Below are 18,168 nucleotides of genomic sequence, written 5' to 3'. Positions count from 1 at the left end.
GGGGAGGGGGACCAAGACGCGTAGCGGCTTGGTGGAGGGGGCCCGCGACCCACGAGCGGCAAGTAAGGAGGTGGAGGCGTCGCAGGCCCCCTCCACCACTCGCTTCGCGAGCGGTCCCCCTCCCCGTTCCGGGGAGGAATTTAGATGACAGACTTCCTCGACGCCCTCGCACGCGTCCCCGATCTGCTCGCGCAGCATTTGTTGTTGGCGATGAGCGCCTTGGTGCTCGGCATCATCCTCAGCCTGCCGCTCGCTGTGTGGTCGGCGCGGGTGCCGTCGGTCGGGCGGATCGTGCTCGGCTTCGCCAGCCTGGTCCAGACCATCCCCAGCCTCGCGCTGCTCGCGCTCTTCTATCCGATCCTGCTGTCGCTCTCGACCCTGGTCGGCGGCGGGATTCCCGCTTTGGGCTTCCTTCCCTCGCTGCTGGCGCTGACGCTCTACGCCTTGCTGCCGATCCTCAGGAACGGGGTGACCGGGCTCGCCGGGATCGACCCCGCGGTGATCGAGGCGGCCGATGGCGTCGGCATGACGGCGTGGCAGAAATTGCGGCTGGTCGAGACGCCGCTGGTCGCATCCGTTCTGATGGCGGGAATCCGCACCGCGGCGGTGTGGACGATCGGCGCGGCGACGCTGTCGACGACGGTCGGTCAGCCGAGCCTGGGCGATATGATCTTCGCCGGGCTGCAGACGCAGAATTGGGCTTTGGTGCTGGCAGGATGCACGGCGGCGGCGGGATTGGCGCTCGCGGTCGATGCGCTGCTCGGCGTGATCGAGCGCGGGATCGCGCGACGCAAACGGCTTGGCGCGTGGATCGCGTTCGGCCTGCTCGCGCTCGGCGTCGTCGTCGCCTTGCTCCCGGCGCTGCCGGTGCGGCAGGAAACGGTGACGATCGGGGCCAAGGGGTTTTCCGAGCAATATATCCTGGCGCGAATGATCGGCCATCGCCTCGAGGCGGCGGGCTATCGCGTGCGCTACAAGGAAGGGCTGGGATCGGGCGTCATGTTCGCCGCGCTGACATCGAGCGATGTCGACGTCGCGGTCGATTATACCGGCACGATCTGGACCAACGAGATGAAGCGGACCGACACGCCGCCGCGCGATGCGATGCTGGCGGCCATCCGCGACTGGCAAGCGAAGCAGGGACTCAATCTGCTCGGGCGGATGGGGTTCGAAAACGCCTATGCCTTCGCGATGCGCGGCGATCGCGCCAAGGCGCTGGGAATCGCCAGCCTCGACGATCTGGTCGCCAAGGCGCCCGATCTGAAGTTCGGCGCCGACCTCGAATTCCTCGAACGCCCCGAATGGAAAGCGGTGCGCGCCGCCTATCCGATCCGTTTCGGGTCGGCCCATGCCTACAACCCGACCTTCATGTATCGCGCGCTGGAAAGCGGGCAGGCGGACGTGATCTCGGCTTTCTCGTCCGACGGGCGGATCGCGGCGGACAAGCTGACCGTGCTGAGCGATCCCAGGGGGGCTATCCCCAATTACGATGCGATCCTGACCATCGCCCCGCGTCACGCGCACGATGCGCGGATGATCGCGGCGTTGAAGCCGCTGATCGGCCGCGTGCCGGTCGAGGCGATGCGCGAGGCCAATTACATGGTCGACCGCGATGTCGGGAAGGTCAGTCCCGATGCGGCGGCGCGGTGGCTGGAGAAGAAGGTGGGGTTGTAGGGTCGCGCGGGAGCGCTGGTGGCGCGAGCGTGGTAGTCGGCCTCTCGCCGCGGCAAAGCCGCGTCGGACGGCGCCGTTGGCGCCGCCGGCCGGGCCGGCGTCTCTCCCGGAATAGCGGCCGCTATTCCGGGGGCCGCTTGGCTTAGAAGAACACCTTCCTCACGCTTAGTCGGATCGTCCGGCCCATCGCGTCGATATAATCGGGCTGATAACTGATCGGCGTGTTGCCATTGGCGTCGCGGACGCGCTGGCGCGAATCGAGGACGTTGTTGAGCGCCAGCGTCACCCGCATCCCCGCTGCCCAGGGGTTCTTCTTGAGGAACTTGAGCTGCTGCGTCAGGTCGGCGAACAACCGCAGGTTGATCGTCCCAAGGCTCGAAAAATCGAGCGGGTTGGGATTGCCCGGCGTGCCGCCCAGCACATGCGTGCCGCTCTGCCAATCGGCCGACAGACGGACGCCCACGCCGTTATTGGAATAGCCGGCTTGTGCTTCGAGCTCGTGGCGCGACTGGCCGCCTTGCCCGATCGTGCCGCCATTGAGCAGGTCGATCACCGGGAGCGTCGGGGAAATCTCGACCCGGTCGGTGAAATGCCAGGTGTGGTAGAACGCGAATTGCAGCCGGCCGCCGCCGCCGCCGAACGCGCCGCGTCCACCACGCCCACCACCACCGCCGAACCCGCCACCGCCAAAGCGCCCACCACCCGGACGGCCGCCACCTGGTGCGCCGTCCTGGGGCGGCGCCGCATTGGGGCTGCTGCCGTCCACTGGCGGCGGCGTACCGGTGCTATTGGGCGTGCCGCCATTGCCCGGCGGCGGACCGCCGGTCCCTGGCGGTCGGTCGCCGAAACGGCGATTATTGGGCAGGCGCAGGCCCTGGAACGGATTGGGTCCGGTGCCGGCGCGAAAGGCCTCGATCTGCTTCTGCAGCTTCGACTTGATCGGCTTCGAGAAGTTGAAGCCCCAGCGCAATTCCGACCGGTCGGTGCGCGCGAAATTGACGGCCCGCGTATCGATCGCGGTCAGGTCGCCATCGGCGTCACGCGTGAAGCGGTCGGGAAAGGCAGCCTCCACCGCTGCCGTCGCCGAGGGGAAGCCGGCGATTGCGTTGCGCACGCTCGACTTCACGTAATTGGCGGTCAGGGTGAAGTCGGTCTTTTCCCACGGCTTCAAGGTCAGGCCGATCTTCAGCGTATGCTTGCTGTCGGCGTTGAGGAACGGATTGCCGCCGGTCGTGCTGGTGACGCTGACCGTCTCCCCTTTGACATAGTCGAACACGCGGACATTGGGCGTCACGACGGTGGGATTGGCAAGTTGCGCGGCAGAAGGCGCATCGTCCTGATCGGTCACCGAGGCGATGAAGCGGACGCCCTGGATCGGCTGCCAATTGGCACCGTAACCGCGCGTGGTCAGCGTGCCGAAGTCCGACAATTGGTGGACCGCGATATTGCCGTTCAGCGACAGGTCGCCAACGAACGCCAGGACGTGCTTCGACTTGCTCGCGATCGGCACGTCGAGATTGATCTGGCCCGAGGCTTCGTTGCGTCGGGTCGATCCGCTGGTGCTAACCAGGGCGTTTTGTGGGCCGAGCCGATACGACTGGCTGTCGAGGCTCGACAAGGAGCCACCGACGCGGATCGCGGTCGAGATGTCGCCGGCCGGCAGCTTGAGCAGCTTTCCGTTGACCAATGCGTCGACCCCGCCGCTATTCGATGTCGATTGTCCGCGATTGGCCGGCGCCACCGCATAATCGAGCGGGTTGATCGGTCCGAGCGGATTGAACGTCGGGTCGCCGGCATCGAGCCGGGCCTGAAGCGCGCTGACATCGAACCCGGTTTCGTTGAAGTTCTCACTGTCGACGCGGTCGTAATTGGCGGTCAGCGACCAGCGCCATTGCGTCCCGAACTGGCCATTGAAGCCGGTGCCGAGGTGATAGGTCAGCGCCGAATTGCGCTGTTTGAGCGGGGCGTAGCCAGTCGCGACACGGTCGATGTCGACATCGCCGGCGGACGTGGAGAACGGATTGCCCGCGGGCAAGGTCAAATCGAGCGTCGGCAGGCCCTGCGCGCCGGTCGATTCGGTATACTGAAACGTGCCGTTGATCGTCGCGTTCACTTTGCCCAGTGGCCGCGCATAGACGAGGTTGGTCTGGAAATTACGGCTCGACGATAAGAGCGTGCGATAGGGTCGCTGGTCGAAGCCCGGATTGAGATCGATCGTCCCTGGTACCGCGGGCTTGCTTACCGGCGGCAGGATGTCGCGCTCATTTTCGTACAGCGGCGAACTGTCGGTATAGCCGGCGTGCAAGCTGAAGCGGTTGTTGCGGCGGATCGTGACGATGTCGCCCGTCACCGACGGCGTATTGCGGCCGCCCTCGGTCGCGACCTGGTCGCCCAGCTCGGTCGTGATCGACTTGAAGCGTGCGCGCAGCACGATGTTCACGACCTTCTGGTCGGCGGCATAACCGTATTTGAGCGCGACTTCCTCGGGCAGGATGTCGACGCGCGCGATCGCCTCGGTCGGCAAATCACGGATTTCGGCGAAGCTCGAGATGCGGCGGCCATTGAGTAGCACGACCGGCGCGCCGCCCGATCCGCGATCGCTGCGGATCTGGGGCGCGAGTTCGTTGAGCAGGTCGCTGACGCTGTTGACGCCGTACGAACGCACATCGGCCGGGCCGAGCGACTGTTCGGGCGGGATGTCGCCGACCACCGCGCCGGGCAAAGCGCGCGAGCCGGTGACGACGATGTCGCTCTCGTCCGCGCCCTCGTCGTCCGATTGCGGCGCGGATGCGGGCTTCGGCTGCGGAGGCGCCGGGCTCGGCGCGGGCGCAGGCGCGGTCTGGGCGTGGAGCGCGACGGGCGCGCTGCCGGCAAGCAACAGGACAAGGCTGATCGAACGACGCATTTAATTTCCGCTACTGGTCGGGAGCAATACAGGCCACTACATTTGAATTGTCGCAGAATTGTGCCGTTTCGGTGCCTTGCTGACGGCGCAATTTATCCCGGGAGAAGGCGATGCGGATCACCGTCAACGGCGAAGCGCGCGAGGTGGAGGCGGACGTTCGCACCACCTTGCTCGACCTGTTGCGCGAACATCTCGGTCTGACCGGCGCCAAGAAGGGATGCGACCACGGCCAATGCGGTGCATGCACCGTGCTGGTCGATGGGCGGCGGATCAACGCCTGTCTGAGCCTGGCGGTGATGCACGAAGGCGACGAGGTGGTGACGATCGAGGGGCTCGGCACGCCGGATCGTCTCAGCCCGTTGCAGGCGGCGTTCCTCCATCATGACGGCTTTCAGTGCGGCTATTGCACGCCGGGGCAGATCTGCTCGGCAACCGCGATGCTCGACGAGGTGGCGAAGGGCTGGGCGAGCCATGTCAGCGACGATCTCGATCACGTCGCGCTCGACGACATGGAGATACGCGAGCGGATGAGCGGCAACATCTGTCGTTGTTCGGCCTATCCGACGATCGTCGCGGCGATCCGCGAGGTGGCGGATGCCGAGCGCCTGGCGGAGGCGGCGGAATGAAGCCGTTCGATTATGCGCGCGCCGCGAGTGTCGAGGAAGCCTTGACGGCTGGCGCCGGTGGCGGGCGCTACATTGCCGGCGGGACCAATCTGATCGACCTGATGAAATTGCAGGTCGAGACGCCGGCCAGGCTGGTCGATATCAGCCGGCTGGCGCTCGATGGCGTCGAGCAGATCGCCGACGGCGGCGTACGGATCGGCGCATTGGTGCCCAACAGCGATCTCGCCGCGCATCCGCTGATCCGCGCGCAATATCCGATGCTGAGCCGGGCCTTGCTGGCGGGCGCATCGGCGCAATTGCGCAACAAGGCGTCGACCGCAGGCAACCTGCTGCAGCGGACGCGCTGCTATTATTTCTACGAGACTGCGGCCGCCTGCAACAAGCGCGAGCCCGGCAGCGGATGCGACGCGATCGGTGGGTTCAATCGCATCCATGCGGTGCTCGGCGCATCGGCATCGTGCATCGCGACGCACCCGTCGGACATGGCGGTGGCGTTGCGCGCGCTCGATGCGGTTGTGGTGACGGCGCTGCCCGAGGGCGGTGAGCGGCGGATCGCGCTCGGCGATCTCTACCGCTTGCCCGGCGATACGCCCGAGATAGAAACCAATCTCCAGCCCGGTGAGCTGATCACCGCCATCGAACTGCCCCCACCGCCGCCCGGGCGGCAACTCTATCGCAAGGTGCGCGACCGCGCTTCCTATGCCTTTGCCCTGGTATCGGTCGCGGCGGCGGTCGCGGTCGAGGATGGTGTCGTCACCTCGGCGCGGCTGGCCTTCGGCGGGCTGGCGCCGATGCCGTGGCGCTGCGCCGAAGCAGAGGCGACCCTGGTCGGTAAACCCGCCGGCACCGAGGCGTTCGAAGCGGCGGCCGAGGCGCTGCTGAGGGACGCGCGCGGATACGGCCATAACGACTTCAAGATCGTGCTTGCGCGGCGCACACTGATCGCGTGCCTGCGCGACCTTACGGCGTAGCGGGCCGGTCGGTCGCGGCCATTTCGACCGGCTGGCGGCCTTTCCAATCGGCGCGCTCGGCGGTCTTCCAAACGGCGTGGAGCCGGGCGTGGCCTGCGCCCAAGCCGATACGGCCAGCGGTCTCGGCCCAGTCTTCGCCGATCGCGGCGAGCCGCACATTGGTCGGCCCCGGCGGCAGGTCGTCGACCCAGCCGCTGATCGCGGTCGGGTTGAACAGCGCCAGCCCCAAGGTGGCCAGTACGACGATCGTGCCGGCCCATTTGAGTGTCGCGCGGCCGTCATCGCCTTGGTCGGGCAGGGCGGTGGGAAATTCGTAGAGGTCGGACATCGACGGCTCCCTCAAAAGCGGAAGTAGATGAAGGGCGCGATCCCTTCGAAACGCATCGCGTCGACCACCAGCATCGCCGCGACCAAGGCGCCTGCGAAGGCGGGAGCGGGAAGCGCGCGGAGGCGCTCGGCGAGGCGCGTCATCGAATCCCAGCGCAGCGCATGGATGGCGAGGCCGAATGCGATCAGCAGAACGATCAGCGGCGTGACGGTGACCGCACCCGTCGCCGGCGCGACGATCCCGCCGAGATACGCAAGCGCGTCGCCGAAGCTTGCGGCGCGGAAGAAGATCCAGCCCAGGGTCACGACATGGAAGGTCAGCACGACCTTCGCCCAATGCGGCAAGACGATGCCGCGGGTGCGCGGGCTGGTCGCCCAGACGCGCTCAACCACCAACGCTGTGCCGTGCAACCCGCCCCAGATGACGAACGTCCAGGCCGCGCCGTGCCACAGCCCGCCGAGCAGCATCGTGATCATGAGGTTGCGGTAGAGTCTGAACTTACCGCCGCGGCTGCCACCCAGCGCCTCGATATAGAGGTAGTCGCGTAGCCAGCGCGACAGGCTGATATGCCAGCGGCGCCAGAATTCCTGGAGCGAGGCCGAGCGATAGGGCCGGTCGAAATTGCGCGGGAAGCGGTAGCCGAGCAAGGCGGCGATGCCGATTGCCATGTCCGAATAGGCCGAGAAATCGCAATAGATCTGGACCGCATAGCCATAGGCCGCGAGGATCAGGTCGAGCGAACCGTGGGCGGCAGGCGCCGAGAAAACGGGATCGACGAACTGCGTCGCCAGTTCGGACGCGATCACCGCTTTCTTGAACAGCCCCCAGACGATCAGCAACAGCCCCATCGAGACCGTGCCGCGATTGAGCTTCGGGGTCTGCTGGAATTGCGGGACGAGGTCGGCGGCGCGGACGATCGGGCCCGCGACGAGGTGCGGGAAGAACGACATCAGCAGCAATATGTCGAGCAACCGCGCCGTGGGAACGCGCCCGCGATGCACGTCGACGATATAGCTGATCCCCTGGAAGGTGAAGAACGAGATGCCGACCGGCAGGATCACCTGCATCAGCGGCGCGTCCTGATTGATCCCGAACAGGGTCAATAGACTGCCCGCCTGTTGCGCGAAGAAGTCGAAATATTTGAAGAAGCCGAGCACCAGCAAATTGGCCGCGACGCCGCCGATCAGCAGCGCCTTGCGGGTGCGCGCATCGTCGCTGCGCGCGATCAGCGCGGCGGCGCCCCAGTTGATCAGCGCCGATCCGATCAGCAGCGGCACGAACCGCCAATCCCACGCGCCGTAGAATACCCAGCTCGCGACGAGCAGGAGCAATTTGCGCCATTCGTTCGATCGTGCGGCCCAGACCGCGGGGAAGACGACCAGGAAGAACAGGCCGAAGGTCAGCGTCGGGAAAAGCATCGCGTCACTCGCTCATCGCAGCGTCGAGATCGGCCTGGAGCCGGGCGGCGAGCGCCTGACCACCGGGCCAGCGGAAATGGACATGGTCGGGGCGCATCATCGGAGGCACCGCGTTCGTCCACGCGCGTGCGGCGCACGGGCCGCCCATCGCCGTTTGCCAATCCCAGAAGGCGATGCCGAGATTGCGCGCGACGTCGCGCTGGATGCCGCGAACCCGCCCGAGCGCCGGCGGCGCGATCAAAGGGGGCGTTACCGCATCGGGACAGCCGAGCAGCGCGCCGTCGGCATTGGCCTTGAGCGCCTGATTACGGGTCAGCGCATCGGGTGCGCCGAGCATCAGCAATGGGACGCCGGGCGCGAGCGTGCGCAACCGATCGATTTGACCGCGCAAAACCGTCTCGTAGTCGCGCGGATCGAAGTGCGGCGAGAACCCTTCGTTGGTGCCGAAGGCCAGCACAATCAGATCGGGCGTATAAGCGCGCAATTCCTCGGCGATCACGGCATCGTCGGTGCGGCCGAAATGCCGCAACTGCGCGCCGACCACGCCGAGATTGGACAGCACCACGCCGCCCTGGTCGTGGAACGTCGCCCAGGAGGTGATTGTGGTGGGACGATCACCGGCGGTCACGGTGACCGACGATTGCGGCGTAGCGCTGCGGATCGTCGTGCAGCGCGGGGTCGGGACGGTGGCGTCGAGCGTGATGCGCTGGTCGGCTCCGCCGAGCCGCACGGTCAGCGTCGCATCATTGGGGCCAGCCATGGCGCACAGCACGAAGCGGTCGAAATCCATTGCGGGGCTGTCGCTGGTCAGGCCGATCGTCGCGCCGGGCTGGAGCGAGGTCAGCGAATAGCTCGACAGGCCGAGCGGCACCGTCGCATAGTCCGACCCCTTGCCGAAGCTCGCGGCGGTCCGCCAGCCGGGCGACATCGTCGCGGTCACTCCATGGGTGATATAGCCGTCCCATGGCCGCCCGGCGGCGAGCACCCCGCGCCCGCCATTGCCGTAGCGCGCCTGGAGCAGGTCGCGCCATGCGCCGGTCAGCACATCGCCCGCGGTATGGCTGTCGCCGATCTGGATGATATGCACCGGGCGCGCGCCCGGGGTCCGCGCGCGCGCCGCGTCGAGCCGCGCGAAGACCGGCCTGAGCGTCGCGAGATTGCATGTCTCGCGCCAGCAACTGTCGGCAATGGCTGCGCCAGGCAGCAGGGCAAGGACAATGGCGAGGGGTATGGCGAACGGTCTCACCGCGCGACCTCGGCCGCCGAAGCGGGAGCCGTGTCGATCGCGCGGGTAGCATCGACATAGTCGCGGATCCGCGATGCCAGCCCCTTGGTGATCCACAGATAGCCGGTCATCGACATGTGGATGCCATCGCCTTCGCGGATCAGGGTACGCTCGCCGGTTTTGGGATCGGGCAGATAGGCGGCATATTGGCCGTTCTTGTCCGAGGCGAGCGGGCGGGTGTCGATGAACGGGACCTCGAGCTTGGCCATTTCGCTGGCGTAGAAATCATTGATCGCGCCCATGTCGCTGTCGGTCTGCGCCTCGCGCATGCGGGGCAGGCCGACCCAATAGACCATCGCATGGTGGCGGCGGAGCAGGCCGACGAACCGCTCGATCCGGGTCGCGATCTGCGCTTTCCAGCGGTCGCCGAGCATCGGGCCGTATTTGCCCTCGTCGGTGATGATGCCCTGTACGTCGTTGGCGCCGAACGAGACCACCGCGATGTCGATCGGTTCGGACCCGATCTGCTCGGCGGTGTGCGCCTCGATGTTGAGCCGCTTGTAGCGGGTGAAGCCGGTAGCCGGCTGGCTGTATTTGACGACATCGAAGCTCGCGCGCGGCAATTGCCGCTGCAGCCCCGACCAGACCCCATCGCCGTACGAATCGCCGAACACCGCGACCCGTACCGCACGGCCCTGGCGCAAAGTGGAGATCAATTGCTTCTGCGGGGCTGACGCGCATAGGCGCGCGGCGGCGACTTCGGACGGTGCGACGCTCGTCTTGGCCGGAATTGCACAGACGGGAGCTTTTACTGCGGACGTGCCAGAACCGGCGTGTCCGGCGAAGCCGAGACCTATGGCGGACCCGGCGCACACGCCGAGGAGGAGGACCGCAGAACGATCCATTAGTATGAATGGCAATGGCATGGTGGACCCGTTAGTTCGAGTTCGGCCTTCAAATAGGCCAAAGTGCTTTGGCGGGCAACAGTATTTTATTGATATTGTGCGATAATTACTTATAAATACGACAGGCTATATTTGGCAACCACCAATAGGTGATGACAATTGGATCAGGCTAAAAGCCCTATCCGCGTATAAGGCGCAATATATCTGCGGTAATTTGGCAAGAATCGCCCGTCAGTATTCGATCTAGTTACTACCCCTCGCCGTTTTCCGCTGTTCTTCCGAGGTAGAGGCGATTCTCGCGACTAAAATCCGGATCGTTTCGGCGGTGACACTTTGTCTCGCGACAATTCACGCGACGAGTCGAGCCAAATCAGCGGTGACCCGTGATCCGTTCGCGACGAAATGAGCAGGATAGGGCGCGCGAACGGTTTTTAGTCGATTCGGGGCGCGAGTCGCCGCCACCAGTGTCGATTGCCTTGCGCGAGTCGCTGCGGCACGGTCACCGACCGATTGGAGGAGAGTCGCCGATGGCCCGGGTCATCATGCCGCTGCCGCATCGCGACTTCGATCCGTCGGAAGCAGCGGTGAGCTGGCGCGTGCTGACTGGTCGGGGGCATGAGGTGCGCTTCGCGACACCGGACGGTGCGCCGGCTGCGGCCGACCCGATCATGCTCGACGGTATCGGGCTCGATCCCTGGAGTCGGCTGCCGGGGTTGCGCCGCCTCCGCCTGATCGGGTTGTTGCTGCGCGCCAATCGCGATGCGAGACGTGCGTATGCCGAGCTCGAGCGCGATCCGAATTTCCGCGCACCGCTGCGTTGGGATCAAGCCCTGGCCGACGATTTCGATGGGTTGTTGCTGCCGGGCGGGCATCGCGCGCGGGGCATGCGCGATTATCTCGAAAGCGCGGTGCTGCAGCGGCTGGTGGTGGCGTTCTTCGATGCCGACAAGCCGGTCGGCGCGATCTGCCACGGCGTATTGCTCGCCGCACGCAGCCGCCGCGACGACGGCAAATCAATATTGTACGGCCGCCGTACTGCGTCGCTGACCTGGGCACAGGAACGCGCCGCCAGCACGCTCGCGCATGTCGGTCGCTGGTGGGATCGCGATTATTACCGCACCTATGTCGAGGAACCGGGCCAGCCGGAGGGCTTTATGTCGGTCGAGGCCGAGGTGACGCGCGCGTTGGCGGTGCCGGAGGACTATAGGGATGTGCCGCGTGATGCGCCCGATTTCCGGCGCAAGACGAGCGGCCTGGCGCGCGATAGTATCGACGATGCACGCCCGGCCTGGGTAGTGCAGGATGGCAATTATGTCTCCGCGCGCTGGCCGGGCGATGCGCGCACCTTTGCTGTGCGCTTCGCGGAATTGTTGGGCTAGCCCGCGCGCGTCGCGCGCTGCTAGGCGGGGCCTGGAGGAGCCGCTACAAGATGCGCCAATCAATTCAACGACCTGCGATCGGACGGCTGGCCGGTTTTGCCCGTGATTGTGCGCTTGCCCTGGCGATCGTGGCGGCGATCGCGATCCCCGGTCAGGGCAGCGCGGGCAGCCCGGCCGTTGGCTCGGGATTCGACGTCAGCGGCATGGACCGCAGCGTCGCGCCGGGGGCCGACTTCTTCCGCTACGCCAATGGCGCCTGGGAACGCCGTACCGCGATCCCAGCCGACCGGTCGAGTGTCGGTACGATCGGCCAGCTCGACGATCTCAGCCGGACGCAGGTCCATGACATTCTGGACGAGTTGGCACGCGACCGCACCAGCCGCGCCGGTACCGCCTATCGTGCTTTCCTCGATCAGGATCGTGTCGACCGGCTGGGGATGGCGCCGATAGCGGGGTGGCTGGCGACGCTGCGCGCGATCGCTTCCCCGGAGGACTATTGGGCGGCGGCGGCGCAGGCCAGCCGGCGGGGGGTCGACCTGCCGATCGCGTTCGCGGTTGAACCCGACGACCGCGATCCCGGCCATTATGCGCTCACTGTGTCGCAAGGCGTGCTCGGCATGCCCGATCGCGATTATTATACCTCCGACGCCCCGGCGATGCGGCAGGCGCGCACGGCGTATCGCGATTACTTGGTCAGGATGTTGCGGATCGCTGGCGTCGCGACACCGCACAATGCGGCGGAGTCAGTGATCGGACTCGAGACCGCGGTCGCCGCGACGCAATGGTCGGCCGCCGACAGCCGAGACGCGGCCCGCACCTACAATCCCGTCGCTGTGTCCTCGCTCGATGCCGGCCGCTCCCGCTATCGCGTCGCCACGCTGGTGCGGGCGCTGGGCTATCGCACGACGCGTGTCATCGTGCGCCAGCCCAATGCCGTTGCCCAAACATTGCGCCTGGTCGATTCGGCCCCCGTCGCGACACTGCGCGCGATGCTGATCGTCCGCACGCTGCATCGTTATGCCGAGATACTGCCGGCAGACCTGCGCGCCGCCGATTTCGCTTTCTATGGCCATGCCATCGATGGCGTCGACACGCCCGAGCCGCGCTGGCGCCGTGCGATCGCCTTTGTGCTCGACGCGGTGCCTGACGAGGTCAGCAAAGTCTATGTCGCGCACCATTTCACGCCGGCGACGCGCACCGCTGCCGAGACGATGGTGCGCAACTTGGTCGCGGCCTTTAACCGCCGGATCGACGCGCTCGACTGGATGACGCCGGAGACGAAAGTGCGCGCCCACCGCAAGCTGGCCGCGTTCCATGCCCAGATCGGCTATCCCGACCGCTGGCACGATTATGTCGGCCTGACGATGCGTGCCGGCGACGCGTTCGGCAACGCCGTGCGCGCCGCCGAGTTTCGTCACGATTGGGAAGCGACCAAGATCGGGCGGCCGGTCTATCGCTGGGAATGGAGCGCGACCCCGATGACGGTCGACGCTTTCGCCAATTACACCAAGGTCGCGATCACCTTTCCCGCCGCGATCCTGCAGCCGCCCTTCTTCGATCCGACGGTCGATCCGGCGGTCAATTATGGCGGCATCGGCGCGTCGATCGCGCACGAGATGACGCACCAGTTCGACGATCAGGGTGCCAAATATGACGAACAGGGGTGGCTGGCGTCGTGGTGGTCGGCGGCCGATCGCGCCGCGTTCGCGAAGCGCACCGCGGTGCTGAGCGCGCAATTCGACCATTACGAGCCGTTGCCCGGCCTGCACGTCAACGGCGCGCTGACGCTCGGCGAGAATATCGCCGATCTCGGCGGGCTGACGATCGCATATGACGCATACCGCGCCTCGCTTGGGGGACGAGAGCCGCCAGTGATCGACGGCCTGACTGGCGACCAGCGTTTCTTTCTGGGTTGGGCGCAGATCTGGCGGCTCAAATATCGCGACGCCGACCTCAGGCGGCGGCTGCTGACCAACCCGCATGCGCCCGCCGCGCAGCGGGTATGGACCGCCCGGAACCTGGAGGCATGGGTGCGCGCGTTCGGCGTCGGCGCCGGAGATGCCTTGTATCTGGCGCCGGCCGATCGAGCGGCGATCTGGTAACGGCCCGACAGCGCTCCGCCTCTCGCCGCACTTGCTCAGCCGCAGCGACTCCTCTCGATGTTGCCATAGTATGTAAGCAACATCAACAAATTTACTCATATATATCGAAGGTATATATCGCGCCCATTTCGGGCCGAATTGCCAAGAAAGTAATGAACTTTGAACGATTGCGTTATACATCCAAGTCAATTTGGTGTAGTTTACTGCTAAGGATGTAGTGCGCCAGCCAAGTGGGGAGGCGGAGTGCAGGGTATTTTTGTCAGAGCGTCGGAATTTGCACGCCAATTCGGCCATCTAAGCCAAGCCGGAAGGACAGTATTCGTCACGCATCACGGGCGTGAAACCCACGCTCTGCTCCCAATCGCCAATTATCACGAATTTATCGCCACCAAGAGCGACGATCATGACTCGCTCTTTTCCAACCAGGAACTCGCCGACTGGCTGCCATTATTGCTCGTCGTCGTCGACGAAGGGCGGAATATCATCATGGCCAACCGCACCGCGCACGCGATGGCGCGCAAGGCGGAAGGGGCGCTTCCCGGGCGCGGTTTGTTCGATGCCTTCCCGGCGCTCAAGGAAACCATGTTCGAGAGCTATTGCAATCGGACCGAGCGCACGGGTGAGCCTTGTTCGTTCGAACTGCCGGGGCTGTTCGGAACGGACACCTGGCATCGGATGGAGACGTTCCGGACGCACCAGGGCGTCGTGATGCTCGCGCGCGATATTACCGACGATGTGAAGGCCTATCGGCTGGCCGACACGAAGAAAGCGCTGATCGAAGCGATCCTGGCGCATGGCGGAATCGGCTATATCTGGTTCAACGTGCGTGGGCGGATCGAGGAGGTCGATACCGCGATGAGCGACCTGCTCCAGCTTCCCCGCGAGCGGCTGTCCAATGTCTCCGTCGTCGACCTCGTGCCGGTTGGGCAGCGCGTGATGCTGCGGGAAGTGATCGAAAACGTGCTGAGCCACGGCGGCACCCAGCGGTTCGAGACCGAATTCCTGCGCAACGACGGCACCACCGTCCCGGCGGTCGGGGCGATCAAGGACTTGCGCGGCGTCTATGGAAGCGAAGGCGCAGTGATGGTGGTGACGCGCAAATAGCTTTGGGTCGAGCGGCACCGAACCGGTCCCCGCCGCATCTCGCTCAGGTCAGCGGCGGTTTTCCCAATTCCTGCGACAGCGTGGCGAACTCGGCATGCGCGGCGCCCGGCATGCCGAACGGCGTAGCGCGACGGGAACAGGCTGCCGATTCCCGGGCCATGTGCTGAACGACACTGAGGTGCAGGTGCTGGTCGAACATCAATTCGGCGAAACCGCTGTCGCTCCAAGCAGTACTCGCCTTGATCGGTGCGAAACCCTCGACGAACAGGGTGATCGGCCGCTCGACCCGGATCTTGAATCCGGCCCATAGCCCGCAGCCGGCGACTGACAGCTCGAGCAGCATTATGTCGAGGCGGCACGACCGGAATTCGCGGATTTCGGCTGGCAATTCGAGCCGATAGCTGAGCGGCTGCCAGGTATCGGCACGCCGGAAGACTAGATTCGATCTACTCATTTTCTCCCCACCCCGGTCGCTAGCCGACCAACACCGGCGTGCCGCATCGCACGCCATTCACCCACACGTCCGCTTGCCCGACGTGAACACCCAGTAGCGACGTGACCTGGCCGAACACGCCATCGAGCGGCGCGGCGGCCAGATTGAGCACCTGGCCGACCAATGCCGTCAGCGTGCCCACGCCCAGCCCTAGCCCCAGGACGTTTACATTGAGGTCGATCCGCGAAATCAGCGAAGACGCCACTCCTTGAAGCAGGTCTGTGGTGCTGACCTGCTTCACCGTGTGGTTGGCGATGTCGCTCGCCGAAAAGAACACATCCTGTGGATCGGCGCCGCCCAGCTTGACGTCGGCGAAGCCGGACACGCTGGCGAGCGGCGTGCGCAGCATCGTCACGCGATTGAGCGTGGGCGCGGCCTGGAAATTGCCCAGCGCGGCCGGGTCGACATCGGCGATCGCGGCTTCGCCTAACGAAGGCGTCACGGTCAGCTTGACGGTCGCCTTGTTCGCCCCCCCGGAGCAGGACACTTCCTTCAATTTCGCGCTGGCGGCGGCCAGTTCGACATAGATCGGAACCCTGAGCGAGGCGAGGCCGAGTTGCGGCGCGACCTGGGTGTCCAGATAGACCCTCGTCTGCGCCGTGCGTACCTCAAGGTCGTGTGCCGCGGTGACCCGCAGCCAGGGCGAATTTGCCGGCCGCTCACCGATCGCGATCCACAGCTTGGTCGAGGTGAGTCCCGGTATGGTCGCGCCGAGATCGGTACTGATCTGATGCTGCCCGCCCAGCTCGAGCGTGCCGCGCAGCAAGGAGTAAGCGTCGACGGTGATCGGTCGCGACGGGTCGGACTGGGTATTCTCTGCAAGCGGACCAAGGTCGATCAGCGAGGACAATTTGGTCGAGCTTCGCGGCAACCGGTTGGCGATCGCACTCAGCACCGACGATGCCTGGGCGTCGGTGACCGACGCGGCCATTGCGCGCGAAATCTGGGGCAAGGTCGCCTGCATGTTCAACAGGTCGCCGAACGTCGCTGCCTGTACGTTGAGTTGCGAGCGTAGCGCCTCGCTGAATTTGAGGATGTCGATCTGTGCGCCGGCAAGCGCCTGATAATCCATCGCACTGAGTTGCAGGTCGGTGCCGGCGAGCTGCGACAGCAATGCGTTGGGCAGGCCGCCGCTGACTCCGGCCAGCCGTGATCCGATCGAGAAGGCGGCCAGGTCGATCCGGGCGGCGGTGCCGACCGCTTCGACCGGCACGGTTGGCTTGCCGAAGATCCGGGCGAAATAGAGCGGCACGTCGGCATGGACACGGACGCGTGCGGCGTTGGCGCCATCGGCGCCCACGGTGAAGCGCGTGCTCGCCGCGATTGTCGGATCGTCGACATATTGGCCAGGCTCGACGCCGACGATCGACAGTCCTGGCATCGAATTGGCGTTGCGCGCCGCAGTCGCGGCGTTGCTCGCGTCGTTGATATTGGCCGCCGCGGCCAACGCGGCCGCATCGGCGATCCCCTGAGCATGGCGCTTGGCCAGATAGAGATTGGTTGCGTCGACCGCGAGCGAGGCGACCCCGAGGAACGCGAGCAGGCCGCCGCCGAACAGGATCGTGACGTTGCCGCTGGTCGAGGCGAACAGGGAAGGTCTGACGCGCATTCGGACCTCCCTAAAAATTGCTCAGCCGCACGGCGGCGCTGCGCGAGAGGATCTTGTCGGGGATGGGCACGAAGGGCAGCTTCATCACCGGCTGATCCGACATGTCGTAATTGACCGTGACGTTGACTGTGGTGCCGTCGTCCTGGATGCCGACCACCACCTTGCGCTGGTCGATACTGTCATAATGCGACAGCGAGTCCGCCACGGTCTGGCGCGCGGTCAGCGCGCGCTCGTCCAACGACAGGCCCGACAGGCTGGCGCGCGCGCCTTCGTTCGCGCTCTGCTGCAGGGCGTTCGCACAGGCAAGCCATTGGCCGTAGACGATGATTCCCAAGATCAGCAGCATCAGCACGGGCAGGACCATCGCCATCTCTACCAGGGCCGCGCCGCGTTCGTCGCGAACAAGTCGCCGATAACCGCTGCGGTAGCGAGACAGGGAGGCGGTAGGGCTCGTCATGGCCACATGGTTAGGCGTGGGGCATTGCCGAAACCGCTAGGGCCCGACGCGATGCGATTGCTCAACTTACGCAGTTTTACGTACGCCGGCTGCCGCACCCGGCGCGCGCACCTGGCGGTGGCGACAGCCGCTTTGCCACTTCCGCGGCGAGCAGTGCGACTCCGGCTTGGGCGTCGGCGGCGAACACGCTGGTCGATCCGCACCAGGTCGCACTACCGGCCGGTCCGACCGACCATGACAGCGCCAACCTGGTATCCGAGCGGAGCCGATCGACCTTCAAGTCGCCTCGTATTTCGCTGTTGCGCAGGTGCTCGGGCAAATCCCGTTGAATCCTGCGCGACAGGTCGTCTGCTTCGCGTGCAGCGTCGGTAGAGGTCGTCGCGATGGACACCCGCGATGCCGGCGCGAGCGTGGTCGCATTCGGATCGCTCCCCTCTGCGCCGGAGGAGGCGATCGCGGTGGACACTTTGCCTTCGACCTGGCGCATCCCCAGCGCGTCGCTGCGCACACCGACCATCATGAGCTCGGTGATGACGAGCATCGATAGGCTCGATTGGACGAATACGGGCGTTCCGGACCGCCACAACAGGATCAGCGCGGCGAAGGCACTGAAGCAGATCGGCGCCAGCCACATCGCCGGCGGCGGCGCGCGTCTGACGATCAGAACGGCGGCGACGACAACGAACAATCCGACCGGCGCGAGCGCTGGCCAGGGACTGGAAGGGCCGGGTGAGAATGTCGCCGTGGGTCGCATGCAAACCTTTTCGCTGATGGGCCAGGGGTTTGCGCGCACCCACATTGCGCGACCGTTGACGTGGGCCGAGGGCAAAGTGCGCAATTTGCGCAGTTTTTCCCTCCGACTCGGTGTTATCGCGTGACAGTCGTTGACGATTCAGTCGCCGATTCAGCATGCTAGGCTGATAGAAAAGGGGCGCCCGTTGCCGGGCGCCCCCTTGGTTTCGTCGTGGTCGG

Annotated in this window: 16 protein-coding genes; 7 read left to right on the top strand and 9 right to left on the bottom strand. The window is 65.6% G+C overall.

Annotated elements, in window-relative coordinates:
- Window positions 1-144: 144 nt before the first annotated feature.
- Window positions 145-1,674 carry an ABC transporter permease/substrate-binding protein gene (locus SMA01S_RS12905; protein ID WP_066822557.1) on the top strand — a complete coding sequence of 510 codons (1,530 nt, stop codon included), beginning with the start codon at window positions 145-147 and terminating at the stop codon, window positions 1,672-1,674.
- 142 nt (window positions 1,675-1,816) lie between these two features.
- Here the strand turns inward: SMA01S_RS12905 and SMA01S_RS12900 are convergent, their stop codons facing one another.
- Complete coding sequence (locus SMA01S_RS12900) at window positions 1,817-4,579, bottom strand: TonB-dependent receptor (protein WP_066822554.1); 2,763 nt, start codon at window positions 4,577-4,579, stop codon at window positions 1,817-1,819.
- 110 nt (window positions 4,580-4,689) lie between these two features.
- On the opposite strand from SMA01S_RS12900, the gene SMA01S_RS12895 reads away from it, so the two are divergent.
- Together SMA01S_RS12895 and SMA01S_RS12890 are read left to right on the top strand one after the other, a co-directional pair.
- A complete protein-coding gene (locus tag SMA01S_RS12895) occupies window positions 4,690-5,205 on the top strand; it encodes a 2Fe-2S iron-sulfur cluster-binding protein (RefSeq protein WP_084250282.1) in 516 nt (171 codons plus the stop codon).
- The gene (locus tag SMA01S_RS12890; RefSeq protein WP_066822551.1) at window positions 5,202-6,176 is read left to right on the top strand and encodes an FAD binding domain-containing protein; all 975 of its coding nucleotides are present in this window, start codon (window positions 5,202-5,204) and stop codon (window positions 6,174-6,176) included. Before SMA01S_RS12895 ends, SMA01S_RS12890 begins: the two co-directional genes overlap by 4 nt.
- On the opposite strand, the gene SMA01S_RS12885 is transcribed toward SMA01S_RS12890, so the two are convergent.
- The 4 genes from SMA01S_RS12885 to SMA01S_RS12870 are packed head-to-tail and all read right to left on the bottom strand — an operon-like array spanning window position 6,166 to window position 9,863.
- Window positions 6,166-6,504, bottom strand: a complete 339-nt coding sequence (locus tag SMA01S_RS12885) for a hypothetical protein (protein ID WP_066822547.1) — start codon at window positions 6,502-6,504, stop codon at window positions 6,166-6,168. The genes SMA01S_RS12890 and SMA01S_RS12885 overlap by 11 nt on opposite strands.
- 11 nt (window positions 6,505-6,515) lie before the next feature.
- Window positions 6,516-7,922: an MBOAT family O-acyltransferase gene (locus SMA01S_RS12880; RefSeq protein ID WP_066822544.1), complete on the bottom strand. Its 1,407-nt coding sequence runs from the start codon at window positions 7,920-7,922 to the stop codon at window positions 6,516-6,518.
- 4 nt (window positions 7,923-7,926) lie between these two features.
- Entirely contained in the window at window positions 7,927-9,168 is a 1,242-nt protein-coding gene (locus tag SMA01S_RS12875; protein WP_066822536.1) for a GDSL-type esterase/lipase family protein, read from the bottom strand.
- Window positions 9,165-9,863: an SGNH/GDSL hydrolase family protein gene (locus tag SMA01S_RS12870; RefSeq protein WP_245649267.1), complete on the bottom strand. Its 699-nt coding sequence runs from the start codon at window positions 9,861-9,863 to the stop codon at window positions 9,165-9,167. Before SMA01S_RS12870 ends, SMA01S_RS12875 begins: the two co-directional genes overlap by 4 nt.
- Before the next feature lie 716 nt (window positions 9,864-10,579).
- Between SMA01S_RS12870 and SMA01S_RS12865 the strand changes: the two genes are divergently transcribed.
- The 3 genes from SMA01S_RS12865 (at window position 10,580) to SMA01S_RS12855 (ending at window position 14,637) form a co-directional block, all read left to right on the top strand.
- Window positions 10,580-11,431, top strand: coding sequence for a type 1 glutamine amidotransferase domain-containing protein (locus SMA01S_RS12865; RefSeq protein ID WP_066822530.1), 852 nt, complete (start codon window positions 10,580-10,582; stop codon window positions 11,429-11,431).
- A 50-nt stretch (window positions 11,432-11,481) separates the two neighbouring features.
- On the top strand, window positions 11,482-13,533 hold the full coding sequence (locus SMA01S_RS12860) for a M13 family metallopeptidase (protein ID WP_084250281.1): 2,052 nt from the start codon (window positions 11,482-11,484) through the stop codon (window positions 13,531-13,533).
- A gap of 243 nt (window positions 13,534-13,776) precedes the next feature.
- Entirely contained in the window at window positions 13,777-14,637 is an 861-nt protein-coding gene (locus tag SMA01S_RS12855; protein ID WP_066822527.1) for a PAS domain-containing protein, read from the top strand.
- Window positions 14,638-14,680: 43 nt separating this feature from the next.
- On the opposite strand, the gene SMA01S_RS12850 is transcribed toward SMA01S_RS12855, so the two are convergent.
- The 4 genes from SMA01S_RS12850 to SMA01S_RS12835 form a co-directional block, all read right to left on the bottom strand.
- Complete coding sequence (locus tag SMA01S_RS12850; RefSeq protein ID WP_066822524.1) at window positions 14,681-15,091, bottom strand: hypothetical protein; 411 nt, start codon at window positions 15,089-15,091, stop codon at window positions 14,681-14,683.
- Between the two features lie 19 nt (window positions 15,092-15,110).
- Entirely contained in the window at window positions 15,111-16,739 is a 1,629-nt protein-coding gene (locus SMA01S_RS12845) for a TadG family pilus assembly protein (protein WP_066822521.1), read from the bottom strand.
- A 10-nt stretch (window positions 16,740-16,749) separates the two neighbouring features.
- Window positions 16,750-17,196, bottom strand: coding sequence for a TadE/TadG family type IV pilus assembly protein (locus SMA01S_RS12840; RefSeq protein ID WP_084250280.1), 447 nt, complete (start codon window positions 17,194-17,196; stop codon window positions 16,750-16,752).
- A gap of 76 nt (window positions 17,197-17,272) precedes the next feature.
- A complete protein-coding gene (locus tag SMA01S_RS12835) occupies window positions 17,273-17,737 on the bottom strand; it encodes a hypothetical protein (RefSeq protein WP_157093928.1) in 465 nt (154 codons plus the stop codon).
- On the opposite strand from SMA01S_RS12835, the gene SMA01S_RS12830 reads away from it, so the two are divergent.
- On the top strand, window positions 17,727-18,074 hold the full coding sequence (locus tag SMA01S_RS12830; RefSeq protein ID WP_157093927.1) for a hypothetical protein: 348 nt from the start codon (window positions 17,727-17,729) through the stop codon (window positions 18,072-18,074). The two genes, SMA01S_RS12835 and SMA01S_RS12830, sit on opposite strands and share 11 nt — an antisense overlap.
- The last annotated feature ends 94 nt before the right edge of the window (window positions 18,075-18,168 follow it).

Origin of the sequence: Sphingomonas mali NBRC 15500 (assembly GCF_001598415.1) — a bacterium.
In the GTDB taxonomy this organism is placed as follows: Bacteria; Pseudomonadota; Alphaproteobacteria; order Sphingomonadales; family Sphingomonadaceae; genus Sphingomonas; species Sphingomonas mali.
Note: the sequence above shows the minus strand (reverse complement) of the source record. Positions and strands in the feature narration are given on the sequence as shown.